The following is a 15,651-nucleotide window of genomic DNA, read 5'->3' on the forward strand; positions in this document are numbered from 1 at the left end:
TTTCACCTCCTCCATAAACCGTATGGAGAAGGGCTTATGCTAGTACGCCCTTTTTATTTGGCGAGCTTCACAACGTCCACACGCCCGGAGAAAAAGGTCGCGCCGCCGCCCATGTCGGCAACCCGATCAGGGGTGAGCGCGTTCACGTAATGCTTGGCCTGCGGGGCATCTGCCCACAAGCCTTGGCTGACGACCACGCCCGGCAAAACATTTTCGCCGACGGATACGACCAGCTCGCATTCTCCCCGCTCATTCCAGACACGCACCGTGTCCCCATCCGCAATCCCGGCGGCGAGCGCATCCGCGCTGTTCATATGCAGGCGAGGAATTTTCTCCATCTTGACGTGCTTGTCATTGTTGGAAAACGTCGAGTTCAAAAAGTTATGGTTCGGGCCGGGAATGAATCGGTACGGATAAGCGTCGTCCGTCAGAAGCGGCGTATATGTCGGCAAGGCCGGATAGCCTCTGTCTGCCATCGCCTGCGAGTACAGCTCGATTTTTCCGCTCGGAGTTGCCAGGCGGCCGGCAAAGTACGAATCGACCTTGGCCTTCATGAAGTTTCGTTCCGCGAGCGTCTCGAAGTCGATTCCTTCCAGATGCGGATTGCCGTGCCCCTGCAGCGCCTGGCGAATCATCTCCTCGTCGGAATCGCGGAAGGCAGGCTCGTCGTAGCCCATGGCAGCAGCGAGCAAGCGGAACAGTTCCGTGTTGGACTTGCTCTCGCCATACGGGGCGAGAACCGGCTTTTGCAACTGAATGTAGTGGTGCCAGTAGCTTGTGTAAAAGTCCATGTTTTCGTACGAGGACGTAGCGGGCAACACGATGTCGGCATAGCGAGCCGTCTCGGTCAAAAACAGATCGTGGACAACGGTGAACAAATCTTCCCGCGCAAGCCCTTGTCTGACCTTGTTGCCATCCGGAGCGACAATCGCCGGGTTGCTCGTGTACACAAACAGCGACTTCACAGGTGGATTCGCTTCCAGGAGCGCTTTGCCCAGCTCGTTCATGTTGATGACGCGGGTGTTTTTGTCGGCGAGCAAATCCGGCCGCTGCAACGCGCTTTTGTTGTGCTCCAAAAATCCTTTGTTGCCCTTGATCGCGCCCCCGCCCCGCACGAGCCACTGTCCGGTGAGCGCGGGCAGACAGGCGATCGTCCGCACGCACATGCCGCCGTTGTCGTGATGCTGAATGCCGTTGCCGATGCGGATAAAGGCTGGCGACGTCTGCCCGTACCAGCGCGCCAGCTTGTAAATATCGTCAACCGGGACGCCCGTAATCGCGGACACGGTAACCGGGTCGTACGCTTTTACGTGCTCCCTCAGCTCTTCGTGGCCGACCGTGTACGTTTGCAAAAAGGCGGAATCGACCAAGTTTTCTGCGAACAGGACGTGCATAAGTCCGAGCGCCAGGGCGGTATCGGTCCCGGGCAAAATCGGGATGAACCAGTCGGCCCAGCGTCCTGTCTGGTTTTTATGGACGTCGATGACGACGATTTTCGCGCCGTTTTTCCGCGCCTGCTCGGCAAGCACGACCTGGTGCATGTTCGTGCTGACCGTGTTGATGCCCCACATGATGAACAGCTTGGCGTGTACCGTGTCCTCAGGGTCGGTCCCGAAAGCGCCGCCCATCGTGAAGTTGTAGCCGACCGCTCCTGCGCTGTTGCAAATCGTGCGGTCGAGAATGCTCGCACCCATGCGGTGGAAAAAGCGCCGATCCATGCCTTCCACATTGATCCGGCCCATATTTCCGTAAAAGCTGTACGGCAAAATGGACTCGGGGCCGTCCGCATCAATCAAGGTACGCCAGCGCGAAGCAATCGTTTCGATCGCTTCCTCCCAGGTGATGCGGACAAATTCGCCGCTGCCTTTTTTCCCGACTCGCTTGAGCGGATAGGCCAGCCGCTTCGGATCGTAGAGGCGCGCCGCCATGTTGCGCACTTTGTTGCAAATGTTTCCTCTCGTCACCGGATGGTTCGGATCGCCCTCGATTTTTACCAACTTGCCATCCTGCTTGTGAAGCAACAGTCCGCACTGATCCGGGCAATCCAGGGAGCAGACGGCAGGAAATACGCCATTTTCCTCTGTCGTAAAAGTCACGGTAGTCCCTCTTTCGTCGTTTGCTTTTTTTGGTTGTTCGCTGCAAGCTGCCACAAGCTCTAAATCCATGTAACCAGATCGCGTAACATTACTTTTCTATGTATTTTAGCATGAGTGGTGAGCATTTTCGCTACCGAAAACGCCGCGGCCTGCACTTGCGAGTCGGTCCATATAAAAAACCGCCTGAAAATCAGGCGGTTTTGTCTTATCCTATCCAGCAGGAAATGCTATAAGCCAGGTTCTGTCTCTCCCGTGCTGCAAGCGGGACGTATCCCTCGCACCAAGAGCGGTAGCCATCTATCTATGGCATCCGAAGATACCATCCGTCCCTTCCGTTTGATTCCTTCAGGACGGTTCCCCTACCAAATTTGGGTTTCTCGCTCGCAGGGTTTACCGCGTTCCATCTTTTCTGTCGCCAGAAAAGCTACGTTTCTGTGGCACTTTCAGCGTACTCGGGCCTCAGAGAGAGCCCTTTCCACGCCGTCAGCGAGGCTTGCGCCTCACTGCCCTGGCTTGCGCCAGGTACGAACACTCCAAGCATCTCAGCTTGGGCGAGCCTGGACTTTCCTCTACCGCCAATCGCCGAGACGATTGCGGCAGCGGCTACCCGCATTTCCTGCATTTCAGAATCAGTACTACATACTCTATCATACAGCTCATGTGCGGTCAACCAGCAGAACCTGGAACGTTCCCATTCGATCCTTTTGCCAACCTGTAGTACAATGAAAGAAGCGACAAGGAGGGTTGACCGTGATAACCATTACCCCACAGGCGGCAGCGCGCCTTGCCCTGATGATCGCGGAAGAGTGTGACGCAGACAAGCTGGGGATCAGGCTCGTTCCTACAACGACAGGCTGCGGCAGCTTTACCTACAGCATTGCCATCACCGAAGCGGAAAAGCACGATCAGGTCCAGGTCATCAACGAAGTCCGCTTTTTTTACCAGCCGCAAGACGTAGACAAGCTCCTTGGGACTGTCATCGATTGCGATCCTGTCACGGGGCGTTTTTCCATTCTCCATCCCCGGCCGCAAGAGGCAAATTGCCCGCATACTCACTGACCAGGAGGTTATTATGCTACTGCTTTCGTTCGAAAACATCAAGCCCAACATTCATCCAACTGTTTTCCTCGCCAAAGGCTCCGTCGTGTCGGGAGACGTGGAAATCGGCGAGGATTCTTCCATTTGGTACAACACCGTCATTCGCGGCGACATCGCGCCGACCATCATCGGCAAACGAGTGAGCGTGCAAGACAACAGCACGCTGCACCAAAGCCCGAACAACCCGTTGATTCTCGAAGACGAGGTAACGGTCGGACACAATGCCGTCCTGCACAGTTGCATCGTCCGCCGCGGCGCCTTGATCGGCATGGGCGCGATTGTGCTGGACCGCGCCGAGATCGGCGAGGAAGCGATGGTCGCGGCTGGCGCACTCGTCCCGCCCGGCATGAAAGTGCCGCCCCGCACGCTCGTAGTAGGCAACCCGGCGAAGGTCAAGCGGGAGCTGACCGAAGCAGACTTCAAAGAGCTGGTGCGCATCCGCCAGTCTTACGTCGACAAAGGAAAAATGTACCGCAAGCTGGAAGAAAGCCCGCTGGAACGGTAGCGCATAGAGACGAAAGGTCGAGGACATCCGTGCCCTCGACCTTTTTTAGTCGCGATATCTGCCCATCACGATCGTATTGTAGTAGTTGCCGTCGGAAAGCAGTTTGTCCTGTTTCAAAACACCTTCCACTTCAAAGCCAAGCCGCTCGTACAGCCGGATCGCTTTCTCATTCGTTTCCAGGACGTGCAGCGTCATTTTTTTCACGCCAGTTCGATCCGCCCACGCGATTGATTCCTGCAACAAATGTTTTCCGATGCCGTATCCCCAAAAAGCTTGCAGGACTCCTACGCCAAACTCCACCTTGTGCGCGAATCTTTTCAGCGGGCTGCCTGCGCAGCGCGAAAACGCGACGATCTGCCCCTCTGCCACCGCCACCAGAAACAGGTTGCGGCTGCTCGCGGCGTCAGCGCGAATCAGCTCGCTGAACCCGGCTTCGTCGATGTAGCCTTCGCCTTTTTCCCGGTCCAGATTTTCCGTCTCGCCGTCGATTTGCAGCCGCAGCGCGGACAGCTCGCCCGCGTCCTGTTCCGTTGCGGAGCGGATCGTGTAAGTCAGCCCATTGACGGTAAAATCGCGCTTTTCGATTCGCATGCTGCCCCTCCCTCTCTGTTTGGAGTTGATAAACTCTGCTGCGCTCGTCCATTTTTTCACAAAAAAGCCCTCAAGCGAACGAGTATTGGAAATTTTACCAAAACAAAGGAAATGGCGCAATTGTTTTGGCAACTCCTGGCATGGAGAAAAAAGAGCAGCGTATCCATTCATTAAGAGGACACTCTGCTCTTTTCCTGCCCGCCCGCTCGTGTTCAGGCGGAGCGCTGCCGCTCCACTTCGCGAATATGCTCAAACAGCATATAGGAACGAATCGCCGTCTCCAGGTGCAGGCGATCCGGCTCTTTTGTCGTGAAGTGCTTCTGAAAAAAAGCGGACAGCTTGTAAAGCACGCCGCAATATTTGCGCACGTAGCGATCCCCAAACATCCCGACGAACAGGCCGCCCACGCCGCAGACAACGCTCCACTCCAGCGGCAAAAACCAGACCGAGAGCAAAAATCCGACGAAAAACCAGACGACCAGATTGGTCGAGCAGCCGTCGTTGACGATATCGGCTTTGGCGATTTGCGGCAAGGCCGCCAGCGATTTTTTGCCTGTATAGCTGAAGACTTTATGTTCTGCACCGTGAAACTTTTTCATCATTTTTGGAAAAACAAAATGAAAGCCGCCGATGTAAACCGCTACCCACAGCGGATCTATAACCGCCCACGCCGGATTGACCAGGGCTGCGACCACATAGCAGGCAAGCAGCAGATGAAAAAGCTGATAATACCAGGGAAAGGAGAAAAAAATCCGATACCACAGCTTGCCGATCGTCTTGAGCGTAATTTTTTCCGCCCACATATGGATGACGCCGTCTTTTACTTCGGCACAAGCAAGCACGTTTCGATCATGAAAAAGCACACCGCGTCCAAAAGACATCCCCATAATCATGCCGTTAGCTATTCTCCTTCCGCTCTAATGTCGTTATAATAGGTTGAGTTGTACGCAGAATGAAGGAGGTTTCCACAATTGATCCGCATGGTTCCAACAACACCAATCACACCGATACACGATCCATGGGAGCCGTTGTTTAATGCGACACCGCCCGCTTACAAGCTTACCAGCGTGGAGTTTACGGTAACGAATCTGTGCAATCTCCGCTGCGAGCATTGCGCGGTTGGCGATACATTGCGATATAAAGACGATCCCGCCCTGCCTGTCGATCTGATCCTGCGCCGTCTGGACGAAGCCAAGGATTTGCTTACGCTAAGTATAACAGGCGGGGAACCGATGTACAGCGAACGAACTGTAAAGGAAGTCATCCTGCCGATCCTGCGCTACGCAGCAGACCGCGGACTGCGCACACAGATCAACTCGAACATGTCCATGCCGTTTTCCCGCTACGAGCTGATTTTGCCTTACATAGATGTGATGCACATTTCCTGGAACTGGTCTACGCCAGAGGAATTTCATGATATTGTTTACGCAAAAGCAAGGCAAACGGTTTCAATCAAACAGGCAGAAGCGCAGTTTGAGCGCATCATGGAAAATTCCCGCAAGCTCGCTGCAGCAGGCGTGTTCGTCTCCGCGGAGACGATGCTCAATCATCGGACGTGGCCGAAGCTCGATACACTGCATCGGCAAATTCAGGAAATGGGCAGCCGCAGGCACGAGGTTCACCCGATGTACGCCAGCGACTTTGCCCGCGACCTGAACGTGCTGTCTTTGGATGAGCTGCGCCAGGCGATTCACCGGATGCTCGACATTCGCAACGAAAACTTGTGGATGCTGTTCGGGACTCTCCCCTTTTTCGCCTGCAGCCCTGATCCGGCAGACCGAGAGCTGATCCAAAGACTGCGAACAGCGAAAAATGTGACCACCCGCAATGATCCGGATGGTCGGAATCGCTTGAATATCAACATTTTTACGGGCGATGTGATCGTGACCGACTTCGGCGATGTCGAGCCGCTCGGCAATATCCAGGACGCTCAGCTTCAACATATGTTTGACGCCTGGCAGCGCCATTCGTTGAACCAGAAGATCAACTGCTTCTGTCCCGCGGCCAAATGTGCCGGGCCGAACCTGCTCGTTGCCAACACTTACTACCCGGAGACGGACTTCACGTTGCGCAAGGCACTCGTCTAGTTGGGCACGCTAAGGCGAGAGGTGATATCCGTGAGCAGACGAAAACGTCCTCTCGTCCCAGGTGCCAGAGCAGGGCTCGATGCCTTGAAAGCGCAAGTCGCCCATGTCGCCGATCCGAACCAGGCGAAGTATGAAGTGGCTTCCGAGCTTCACGTCCCGCTGCAGCGCGGCTACAACGGCCAGCTCAGCTCACACGACGCAGGCCGGATCGGCGGCAGGCTGGGCGGCAGCATGGTAAAGGAAATGGTGCGGATGGCCGCGCAAGCCATGAATCAAAAATCGTAACGGCCTCACGCCTTGGGAACCCTGTCTTTTGCTGAAAGCGAGCGGCGGGGTTCTTTTTCGATCAATCGCGCCCTCCCCAACAGCATGCTGGCAGCCAGGCTGATGAAAATCAGTAGCATCCCGGAGAAAAACACGCCGTGCAAAGCCTCGCTGAATACGTGCTGCACGGCCGCGAGCGACTCGGGCGCAAGCGCACTGCGAAGCTGCTCGTCCAGCAGAAGCTTCGGATCGGCAAGGGCGGCAAGCTGCTCAGCAGACAGCGTGGAGTCTGCCATACCGCTCACCTCGTTCATCCCCGCCTGCATGCGCCACGCCAAAATCGTTCCGAATACGCTGATGCCCATCGTCCCGCCAATCGAGCGAAAAAATTGCGAGGTCGACATGGCGACGCCGCGTGCCTCGGGCGGAACCGCACTTTGGGCTGCTGTACCGAGCGCCGGGAAGACTGCTCCCATCCCAAGCCCCGTCACGATCATGGAAACCAAAAGCTGGCTGTTTGGCGTGGTTGCCTGAAGCTGGCCTAAAAGGTAAAAGCCAATCGCTATCAAGACCAGACTCGGAACCAGAATCGCGCGAAACGAAGCTTTGGCCAGCAGCCTTCCGCCAATGGCAGAAGACACTGCCACGGACAGCATGAGCGGTGTCAGCATATACCCCGCCTCCGCCGGACTTGCTCCGCGCACGCCCTGGACGAACAGCGGAATGTAAGCAATGGCACCAAATAGCGCTGCGCTCACGAAAAAGCCTGCGATATTTCCGAAGCCGATGGCCGGAATCCGAAACAGCGAGAGCGGCAAAAGCGGCTCCTTCGCCTTGCTTTCAACCCAGATGAACAGCCCCGTCAAAAGCAGACCCGTACCGAACAAGCCGAGAACCGGCCATGAGCCCCATGCGTCATGCCGCTCCCCTCCGATCACCAGGGCGAGCAAAATCGCAAGGACAGCGGCGCTCAGGCTGATGGCTCCGTACCAGTCAATCTGCGGCTTTTTGTCACGAATCGTTTTCCCGCGCCACGCCAGTGCGATGAGCAGAAAGGCGGGAATGCCGATCGGCAGATTGAGAAAGAAAATCCAGCCCCAGTCCCACTTCTCCACTATGATCCCTCCCAGCGTCGGACCGACCATGCTCGCCAAAGCGAACACCGCTCCGAACAAGCCCTGGAATTTTCCGCGTTGCTCGGGTGGGTACAGCTCGCCGACAATCGTAAAGGCAATCGGCAGCAAAGCCCCGGCCCCCAAGCCTTGCACTCCCCGGGCGGTAATCAGCTCCATCATCGAGCCTGACCATCCGCACAAGAGCGACCCCGCCAAAAACAGCGCCAACCCGCTCAAATAGACAATCCGCGTGCCAAACAAATCGGCGAGCTTTCCGTAAATCGGCATCGTGATCGTCGAAGCGAGCATGTAGATCGCAAACACCCAACTGTAGAGCGACAATCCTGCCCATTCTTTTGTAATCGTCGGCATGGCCGTGGCCACGATCGTCTGATCCAGCGACGCCAACACCAGACCAAGCAGCAAGCCTGCCGTCACCAGATTCACCTGACGCTTTTGTTCCTTCATCTCGTTCCCTCCCTTTTTTTGTAAAACCATCGTTGACAGCTTTAAAAATATAAGGGAAATCGCGAAAAATGAATAGACTTTTTCTTTGCGATCGGTTATTCTGATGATAGAGTCTGCCCCTGAGAACTTGCAGGTTTCCATTGCTTTCGGACGCCTTGCCTATAGATAAAAAACCGCCCCAGCAACGACTGGAGGCGGTTTTTTGGTTGTCCGGCTTCATGCCTGATCGTCATCTGAGTTTGTCGAGATTTTTCGCACTCGGCTTGCGTGGCCCAAGCATCGTCTTGCTGATGCTGTTTACTTTGTGAAAGGAATCGAATACTTGGTCGATGACTTCCACCAGCTCGCGAATCTGCACCACTTTTCCATAGACGCCCATGAAATGGTGTCTGACGTTTTTGCCGTTAAACCCTAGCATGGCCGCACCTCCTCGTAATCCTCTAGTACTACCTTATGCAGTTCGGGGCCAAGAGGCGATGGCGTAGCGGGAAAATTATTAGCCCTTTGCAAAAAGGAAGGATGGCCGGACGTCCAATGGCTTAGCGCGGGCGTGGAGTCGCAGTCGGGCGCGGTCGAGGGGGCGGGGTTGGCGCAGGCGTCGGCACCGGGCCGGGCACGAGGCGTTCCAGACGGGTCACGCGCGCCTCCAGGCGGTTGACGCGTGTTTCCAGGCGATCCACGCGATCATCGACTTTGGTGTAGTCGTCGCGCAGCGCATCCACGCGATTTTCCACGCGCGTCAATCTCCGTTCCACATCACTCGTCGGAGCAGGCGTGGCAGTGACCGGGATGTACAGGTTTTGACCGACGTAAATGTAATACGGATAGGCGATATTGTTTACGCGGATCAATTCCTGAACGGGCACGCCAAAGCGAGCGGCAATACTGTTCAGGGTATCTCCCGCACGGACTGTATAGTTCACGAAGCTCACTCCCTCTATCGTTTCTTGTTCGTTACTAGCCTATGCCCGCCCGGAGACAGTGGAGATAAACCAATACCCATTTTTGCAAAGATAGGTAAACACCCAGTATATTCGCCGTTGCAGGCGCGCAGCGGCAAGGCGCCCAAGAATGCTTAGGAGTGAGAATGAACAACAGTGCTAATCATGATACTCAATTAAATACTGCAAATCTGTTTCCCTTTCGATTATTTCCCTTTCAATATCTTCGGTATAAATAAGCACATGTGGTCGGTTATCTTCTTTTCCTAAGTGGTAAACTTTTGAATAAACACTGACTTTTTGTTTCAACAACCGATAAAAAAGCAGATTAAACGGTCTTGGTATGTACCCCACTCGTTCATAATGATTTTCTTGGTCAATAAATTCAACTGCAGACGAATCTTCAGGATTAACATCGTCTATTCTGACAATAAACTCAATGTTCTCCTTCTGTTGAAAATCCCTGTTCTTAGATTTTGTATATGACCAGCCTGCAACCTCACAACTAAATAAAACATAATTCTTTTCATAAACAATTGGTTCCATGAACGTTAACGAGTCCGTTGCCAATTTCCCTTTTGTTACACACAAGTAATCCCAATACACATCATCAGAACCCTGCAAATCATTATCAGACAAAAATTTTTGAAAATCATTTCGTTTCGTGTTAGGAAGTCTTCTTTCAAAAACGGAAAACAATTTCTTGCTTTCATAGACTGACTCGATATCACTAATCCCGATAAACGGAATGAAACCTTCCGCCTTTGCCTCTTCAACGACTGAAATGTTATAAGAAAACACGTACAGACCGCTATCAAGCCTTTTTTGCAGTACTCCTACTGGGAAATTTCTCCCTGAAACTGGACTTTTCCAGTTTAGAAGTAATTTACTAAAACTAATTTTCATGGCTAAACTCCCTTAACATATAGTCTCGACGAGTTATTAACAAGCGTATAACGAATTGCTTTTGAAGGTCAGTCATAACTACGTCCGGTACTTTTTCAAGCAATTGGATTATCAAATTATCAGAAAGTTGTTCAATACGCGACACATATTTACTAATTTCAGGGGTACATTCCCTGATTTTTTGAAACAACGAAAAAATATTCAATTTCTCATGCTGTTGAATGTTTCCCCATTTGATTAAAGAACTTGATTTCCTTCCAAATAAGTATGCATCAAACATTTGTTTATCCCGCATCATTAGCATGATTTTATGTTGAGGTAACTCTCTTCCTAAACTAGAAGAATTATCGTAAAAAGGAGCAAACCGTATCTCGTTTGTTTTTTCATTTCTTATGATTCCAAAATTATCTTGATGTCGATCTGTGTTCCCTATTAAAGTGTCAAAAACCATCATTTTATACAGTTCTTCTATAAAATTGTATTTACGAAAAATTTTCTCTAATAACTCATAGCTGTAAACTTCAAACTCTCCCCGTAAAATGTCCCGATTGTATGTAAAATCATATTCCATGATCATATCTGCACCTTCAACTAAACTCTCCTCCCCTTCAACAAGAAAGGAATGACAAAGTGCTCCGTAAATCATTCCCGAATCCAACTTCGAAATATCTAGCCCATAATGCCCTACGATTTCGTCGTCAGCCGCAACACAAGCTATGTCTACAGTATGTGTGCTAAAACCCAGAATTTTGCCTATTTCGGAAGCAATTTTTTCAGCCCACATTTCCCCAGTAGATTCTCCTTCTATTTTCCATGTACTACTTGTCAGCGAAACAGGAAGCTTGAATAAGCCTAGCTTAAAACTCTCAGGAAATCTGTACCATCTCTTTTCTTTTGATCCCGAAACGTATAGATCTTCGAAGGGCCACCCTGAAATATTTAAGATTGGGTACATATGGCAATCTCCTTAACAATAATCTATGCTGATTATATCAAATAGCACATGTTTAATGCTAAAAGCTATTACTGCTTTTTCATGACCACAGGACAAGGGTTATTGCTTGAATGACTCGTTTACAGCTCAAAAGCCTCTGGCATCATATAATGTCAGAGGCTTTTGCGTTATTTCTATACGGTTTCCCTTATTTGAATACCGGCTCGGCAAACTGAGCCAATTTTTCCAGGGACGATTTCTCGACATCGGCATGCAAGCTGTTGCCGTGGGAGTCCATCGTCACGATGGCGGCGAAGCCTTTTACGCGCAAATGCCACATCGCTTCGGGAATACCGAACTCCAGGAAGTCCACGCCTTCGACTTTTTCCAGGCACTCTGCATAGTACTGAGCCGCGCCACCGATTGCATTCAGGTAGACAGCACCGTGCTCGTTCAACGCTTTCAACGTTTTTGCGCCCATTCCGCCTTTTCCGATAACGGCACGGATTCCGAATTTCTTGATAATGTCGCCCTGGTACGGTTCCTCGCGGATGGAAGTCGTCGGTCCAGCCGCTTTTACATGCCACTCGCCCGCTTCATCCTTCAGCATGACCGGACCGCAATGGTAGATGATCCCCCCATTGAGGTCCACAGGACAGTCGTGATCCATCAGGTAGCTGTGCAGGGCATCGCGTCCGGTGTGCATTTCGCCGTTGATGATGACGACGTCGCCCACTTTCAGGCTGCGGATTTGCTCTTCCGTAATGGGCGCTTCGAGCACTACCTCGCGACGGCTTTCGCCTTCTTCGCTTGCGGCTGCGGTCGGAGCCAAATCCATGGCGACTTCCTCGTCCTTGTACAAGTAACGGAGAATTTCGCCTGTTTCGGCGTTCAGACGCACACCTTGACGGCGGAACGCCCAGCAGTTGTAGGCAACAGAAACGAAAAAGCTTGCGGGCAGGCGATTTTCCACGCCCACTTTACAGCCGAGCAAGGTCGAGTTTCCGCCGAAGCCCATCGTCCCGATTCCCAGTTGGTTCGCTGTTTCCATAATGTAGTTTTCCAGCGCGGCCAGGTCCGGGTTCGGATTGACATCATCCACAGGGCGGAACAGTTGATGCTTCGCCAGCGCATAGCCGGAGGTGCGGTCGCCACCGATGCCTACGCCGATGAAGCCGGCGCTACAGCCTTGTCCTTGTGCCTGGTAGACCGCATGCAAAATGCATTTGCGCACGCCATCCAGGTTGCGGCCCGCTTTGCCCAGACCTTCCAGCTCACAGGGCAGGGAGTATTGAATGTTCTTGTTCTCACAGCCGCCGCCTTTTAGGATCAGCTTGATTTCGATTTCATCCTCTTCCCATTGCTCGAAGTGAATGACCGGAGTACCTGGCCCCAGGTTGTCCCCGCTGTTTGCCCCTGTCAAGGAGTCAACGGAGTTGGGACGCAGCTTGCCTGTTTTCGTCGCCTCTACAATCGCTTCCTTGATCGCTTTTTTGATCGTGAGCTGGTTGACGCCAACCGGAGTTTTGACCTCAAAGGTCGGCATCCCCGTATCTTGGCAGATCGGAGAGACGTTTTCCTCGGCCATCACGACGTTTTGCGCGATGGTGGACAAGGACAGCGCAGCACGAGTGCCCAAATCTTCTTTCAGTTTTGCTGCATTGACGGCGCGACGCACGTCTGGCGGCAAGTTTGTTGACGTATCCGTGATGAGTTCCAGAATGCTTTGCTTCAAGTTTTCCATCTATGACGCCCCTTTTGACGTAAGTGTGAATGGTAGCTTAAACCGCCTATTATTATAGCACACGCTCTCCCCCCTGTCCGTAGATTGCTGACCAAAGACAATGTGAAACGTTAAAGCAGCATTCTGCGTCTTATAACTGAATGCACATCCTGCCAAGATCGAGATGCGAGGGGATCGAGATGAAGAAAAAAGCAGCGGGACTTATCGTGACAGCCGTCGTGCTGTGCGCTCTGCCGTTTTTGCTCCCGCCAGGCTCGCTCAACGAGCCGACTGTCACAGCCTCAGAGCAAGACGGATTGCCTGTCGTCGGTTCCTACGGGCAATTCAAGAAGCTGCTGAAAAAGGCGAAAACCAACTACGTCGTGGCAGAAGCCGAGTTGAGCATGCCCGCAGCGGCTGCTGTCCTTGAAGCGAGGGATTCCGGCAAAAGCGCAGCAGCCCCGGATTTTTCTGCGACGAACACGCAGGTGCAAGGCGTCGATGAAGCCGACATCGTCAAGACGGATGGCACCTACCTGTACCAGTCGACGAGTCGCGAAGTGCGCATCGTCAAAGCGTACCCGGCCTCGGAGATGCGCATGACGAGCCGGATCAGCTATGAGGACGGCCTGTTCACGCCGCTGGAGATGTTCGTCGACGACAAAAAACTCATCGTCATCGGCCAGGCGAACAGCAGCGTCGAGTTGGCTCCTTTGCCCGCTTCGAAGCGCGCTATCCCGTATTACCGCCACAACCAGCTTGTCAAAGCGCTCGTCTACGACATCCAAGACAAAGCGCAACCGCGGCTCATCAGACAACTGGAAGTGGAAGGCCAGTATTTGTCGTCCCGCAAAATCGGTTCCAGCCTGTATTTGACGGCCAATCACTACATCGACACTTACCGGATTTTGCAGGAAAAAACGGAGCTGCCTGGCCCTGCCTATCGCGACAGTGCCTTCGGCGAGCAGTATCAAACCGTTCCGTACAGCGACATCCGCTATTTTCCGGAAAGCTTGCAGCCGAACTACCTGATGGTGGCAGGCGTCAATCTCGACGAGCCTAAACAAAAGCTGTCGCTTTCCACTTATTTGGGCGCAGGGGAAAACATTTACGCCTCCCCGACCAATCTGTACGTAGCGGTAACCGAGCATAAAGCGGAGCCGATCAAGCTGAAGCAAGGCGAGTCACTTGCCCCTTCGTTTGCCCCCCCGCCGCTTGCGACGGACACGACGATCTACCGCTTCGGCATGAACGACGGCAAGATCGCCTTTTCGGCAAAAGGCAGCGTGCCGGGCCAGATTCTCAACCAGTTTTCCCTGGACGAACACGACGGCTACTTGCGGATCGCGACGACGAGCGGAAACATGTGGCGCACCGATTCCGGCACTTCGCAAAACAACGTGTACGTCCTTGACAGCACGCTCGGAATCCACGGCAAGCTGGAAGGCATCGCTCCGACCGAGCGCATCTACTCCGTCCGCTTCATGGGGAAACGCGCCTACATGGTGACGTTCCGCAACGTAGACCCTCTGTTCGTGCTCGATTTGGCAAAGCCTGCTGCCCCGCGTATTTTGGGAGCGCTGAAAATTCCGGGCTACAGCGATTACCTCCATCCGTATGACGAGAACCACATCATCGGATTCGGCAAGGAAGCAGAGTCAGACAAGGACATGGCTTTTTACCAGGGCATGAAAATCGCGCTGTTCGACGTCAGCGACGTGACCAAGCCGAAAGAAAAGTTCAAAACCGTCATCGGCGACCGCGGAACAGACTCCGAGCTGTTGCGCAACCATAAAGCTTTGTTGTTTTCCAAGGAAAAAGGGCTGCTCGCCTTCCCGGTCACCGTCTACGAATGGACCGAGGAACAAAAGGCGAAGCAGGACATTCGCGGCTACGGCCACTTCACGTTCCAGGGCGCGTACGTCTACCGGCTCGATCTGGAAAAAGGCTTTACGTTGACGGACAAAATTACACATCTGGAGCAAGCAGACAGAGACAAGGCAGGGGAAGGCTGGTACGAAAGCACAAAAAACATCAAGCGAATCCTGACGATTGACCAGACGCTCTACACCGTTTCCGACGACTTCGTCAAAGCCCAGCCGCTTCAAGGGCCGAAAGCTGTAAAGACTTTGCCATTGACGAAATAAAGGGAATGGTCTGTCACGCGGACAGGTTCTGTGCTAAGATGGGGGAATAGAGGCAGCGCAAAAAGAGAGGGTGTCATTACGTGGAGTATTTGAGTCTTAATCTGACTTCAACACTGGCGGGATTAGCTGCCGTGCTGCTGGTCATGTTCATTCGCCTGCACTGGCCCTTCCGTTTTCAATATATGGCGAATCTGTACAAGCGCCGATTGGATGTACGGCTTAGCTGGTTGGAGGCATCCTACCGAAAAAACCGTTCGCGTGCGGTAGCCATGCTCGATAAATCGACACACGAAATCATGATCGGCAATTACGAACTGGCTGAAAAGTACATTGTTTCGGGCATCAACGTCTGCAAGGAACGCCCTTCTCTGTTCAATCAGGCCATGATTCACTACCTGTTTTACAACCTGGCGATCGTCTACTACTCGTCCGGCCGTTACAGCGAATCGCTGGAAGTCGCTTTCCGCATTTACCAACGCGACCAGAGGATGACGGATTCGCTCGCGCTCATCGCCTGCTCGCACGCTCGACTGGGCGAAATCGAAAGCGCACTCGAAGCTTATCAACTGATTGCCACCAAGCGCTCTGCCAAGGAGTGGAAGCTGTTTTGCCTCGCTGAAATCGAAGCAGCCAAGGGCAACTACGAGCACGCCTTGACCTATCTCCGCCAGTTGCTGAACAAATCGGCCAGCTCTTTGCACTTCAACCGCTCCGAGCTGGAAAAACGCCTGGAGGAATGGCAAAAGGCTTCGACTCACGTCAGCTAAATATCCGCC

The 15,651-nt window shown here is 53.0% G+C and carries 15 protein-coding genes and 1 other RNA gene; 6 read left to right on the forward strand and 10 right to left on the reverse strand.

From position 1 onward, the window contains the following. Positions 1–53: 53 nt before the first annotated feature. On the reverse strand, positions 54–2,096 hold the full coding sequence (locus tag AC3WJN_RS09205; RefSeq protein ID WP_007785091.1) for a molybdopterin-containing oxidoreductase family protein: 2,043 nt from the start codon (positions 2,094–2,096) through the stop codon (positions 54–56). Between the two features lie 225 nt (positions 2,097–2,321). After that, positions 2,322–2,711, reverse strand: an RNA gene (gene rnpB, locus AC3WJN_RS09210) — RNase P RNA component class B. A gap of 135 nt (positions 2,712–2,846) precedes the next feature. On the opposite strand from rnpB, the gene AC3WJN_RS09215 reads away from it, so the two are divergent. Then, positions 2,847–3,155: a HesB/IscA family protein gene (locus tag AC3WJN_RS09215; protein ID WP_005832900.1), complete on the forward strand. Its 309-nt coding sequence runs from the start codon at positions 2,847–2,849 to the stop codon at positions 3,153–3,155. Positions 3,156–3,168: 13 nt separating this feature from the next. After that, positions 3,169–3,699, forward strand: a complete 531-nt coding sequence (locus AC3WJN_RS09220; protein WP_005832901.1) for a gamma carbonic anhydrase — start codon at positions 3,169–3,171, stop codon at positions 3,697–3,699. A 45-nt stretch (positions 3,700–3,744) separates the two neighbouring features. Here the strand turns inward: AC3WJN_RS09220 and AC3WJN_RS09225 are convergent, their stop codons facing one another. Further along, entirely contained in the window at positions 3,745–4,290 is a 546-nt protein-coding gene (locus AC3WJN_RS09225; RefSeq protein ID WP_310670491.1) for a GNAT family N-acetyltransferase, read from the reverse strand. A 212-nt stretch (positions 4,291–4,502) separates the two neighbouring features. Continuing rightward, the gene (locus AC3WJN_RS09230; protein ID WP_005832905.1) at positions 4,503–5,183 is read right to left on the reverse strand and encodes a DUF1385 domain-containing protein; all 681 of its coding nucleotides are present in this window, start codon (positions 5,181–5,183) and stop codon (positions 4,503–4,505) included. A 78-nt stretch (positions 5,184–5,261) separates the two neighbouring features. Between AC3WJN_RS09230 and yfkAB the strand changes: the two genes are divergently transcribed. Both yfkAB and AC3WJN_RS09240 read left to right on the forward strand, forming a co-directional pair. Beyond that, positions 5,262–6,377 carry a radical SAM/CxCxxxxC motif protein YfkAB gene (yfkAB, locus tag AC3WJN_RS09235; protein WP_005832907.1) on the forward strand — a complete coding sequence of 372 codons (1,116 nt, stop codon included), beginning with the start codon at positions 5,262–5,264 and terminating at the stop codon, positions 6,375–6,377. Positions 6,378–6,407: 30 nt separating this feature from the next. Further along, the gene (locus tag AC3WJN_RS09240) at positions 6,408–6,662 is read left to right on the forward strand and encodes an alpha/beta-type small acid-soluble spore protein (protein WP_026557020.1); all 255 of its coding nucleotides are present in this window, start codon (positions 6,408–6,410) and stop codon (positions 6,660–6,662) included. A 5-nt stretch (positions 6,663–6,667) separates the two neighbouring features. Here the strand turns inward: AC3WJN_RS09240 and AC3WJN_RS09245 are convergent, their stop codons facing one another. The 6 genes from AC3WJN_RS09245 to AC3WJN_RS09270 form a co-directional block, all read right to left on the reverse strand. Beyond that, positions 6,668–8,224: an MDR family MFS transporter gene (locus AC3WJN_RS09245; RefSeq protein WP_007785082.1), complete on the reverse strand. Its 1,557-nt coding sequence runs from the start codon at positions 8,222–8,224 to the stop codon at positions 6,668–6,670. Positions 8,225–8,453: 229 nt separating this feature from the next. Continuing rightward, complete coding sequence (locus tag AC3WJN_RS09250) at positions 8,454–8,642, reverse strand: hypothetical protein (RefSeq protein WP_005832911.1); 189 nt, start codon at positions 8,640–8,642, stop codon at positions 8,454–8,456. 121 nt (positions 8,643–8,763) lie between these two features. Then, the gene (locus AC3WJN_RS09255; protein WP_005832912.1) at positions 8,764–9,147 is read right to left on the reverse strand and encodes a LysM peptidoglycan-binding domain-containing protein; all 384 of its coding nucleotides are present in this window, start codon (positions 9,145–9,147) and stop codon (positions 8,764–8,766) included. Positions 9,148–9,324: 177 nt separating this feature from the next. Beyond that, positions 9,325–10,071, reverse strand: coding sequence for an HIRAN domain-containing protein (locus AC3WJN_RS09260; RefSeq protein WP_007785079.1), 747 nt, complete (start codon positions 10,069–10,071; stop codon positions 9,325–9,327). Then, positions 10,061–11,026 (reverse strand): HipA domain-containing protein, encoded by a 966-nt coding sequence (locus AC3WJN_RS09265; protein ID WP_005832916.1) that lies wholly within the window; start codon positions 11,024–11,026, stop codon positions 10,061–10,063. Before AC3WJN_RS09265 ends, AC3WJN_RS09260 begins: the two co-directional genes overlap by 11 nt. Positions 11,027–11,213: 187 nt before the next feature. Beyond that, complete coding sequence (locus AC3WJN_RS09270; protein WP_007785077.1) at positions 11,214–12,749, reverse strand: fumarate hydratase; 1,536 nt, start codon at positions 12,747–12,749, stop codon at positions 11,214–11,216. Between the two features lie 179 nt (positions 12,750–12,928). Here AC3WJN_RS09270 and AC3WJN_RS09275 point away from each other — a divergent pair, with 179 nt between their 5' ends. Both AC3WJN_RS09275 and AC3WJN_RS09280 read left to right on the forward strand, forming a co-directional pair. After that, a complete protein-coding gene (locus AC3WJN_RS09275) occupies positions 12,929–14,875 on the forward strand; it encodes a beta-propeller domain-containing protein (protein WP_007785074.1) in 1,947 nt (648 codons plus the stop codon). Positions 14,876–14,955: 80 nt separating this feature from the next. Then, complete coding sequence (locus tag AC3WJN_RS09280) at positions 14,956–15,642, forward strand: tetratricopeptide repeat protein (RefSeq protein WP_007785072.1); 687 nt, start codon at positions 14,956–14,958, stop codon at positions 15,640–15,642. The last annotated feature ends 9 nt before the right edge of the window (positions 15,643–15,651 follow it).

The sequence above is a fragment of the Brevibacillus sp. FW306-2-1A-C05A genome, from assembly GCF_058781555.1.

Bases quoted from the DNA above. Each gene is read 5' to 3' on its own strand.
- AC3WJN_RS09220 (WP_005832901.1), top strand. From the start codon at position 3,169: ATGCTACTGCTTTCGTTCGAAAACATCAAGCCCAACATTCATCCAACT.
- AC3WJN_RS09225 (WP_310670491.1), bottom strand. From the start codon at position 4,290: ATGCGAATCGAAAAGCGCGATTTTACCGTCAATGGGCTGACTTACACG.
- AC3WJN_RS09230 (WP_005832905.1), bottom strand. From the start codon at position 5,183: ATGATTATGGGGATGTCTTTTGGACGCGGTGTGCTTTTTCATGATCGA.
- AC3WJN_RS09245 (WP_007785082.1), bottom strand. From the start codon at position 8,224: ATGAAGGAACAAAAGCGTCAGGTGAATCTGGTGACGGCAGGCTTGCTG.
- AC3WJN_RS09250 (WP_005832911.1), bottom strand. From the start codon at position 8,642: ATGCTAGGGTTTAACGGCAAAAACGTCAGACACCATTTCATGGGCGTC.
- AC3WJN_RS09260 (WP_007785079.1), bottom strand. From the start codon at position 10,071: ATGAAAATTAGTTTTAGTAAATTACTTCTAAACTGGAAAAGTCCAGTT.
- AC3WJN_RS09265 (WP_005832916.1), bottom strand. From the start codon at position 11,026: ATGTACCCAATCTTAAATATTTCAGGGTGGCCCTTCGAAGATCTATAC.
- AC3WJN_RS09270 (WP_007785077.1), bottom strand. From the start codon at position 12,749: ATGGAAAACTTGAAGCAAAGCATTCTGGAACTCATCACGGATACGTCA.
- AC3WJN_RS09275 (WP_007785074.1), top strand. From the start codon at position 12,929: ATGAAGAAAAAAGCAGCGGGACTTATCGTGACAGCCGTCGTGCTGTGC.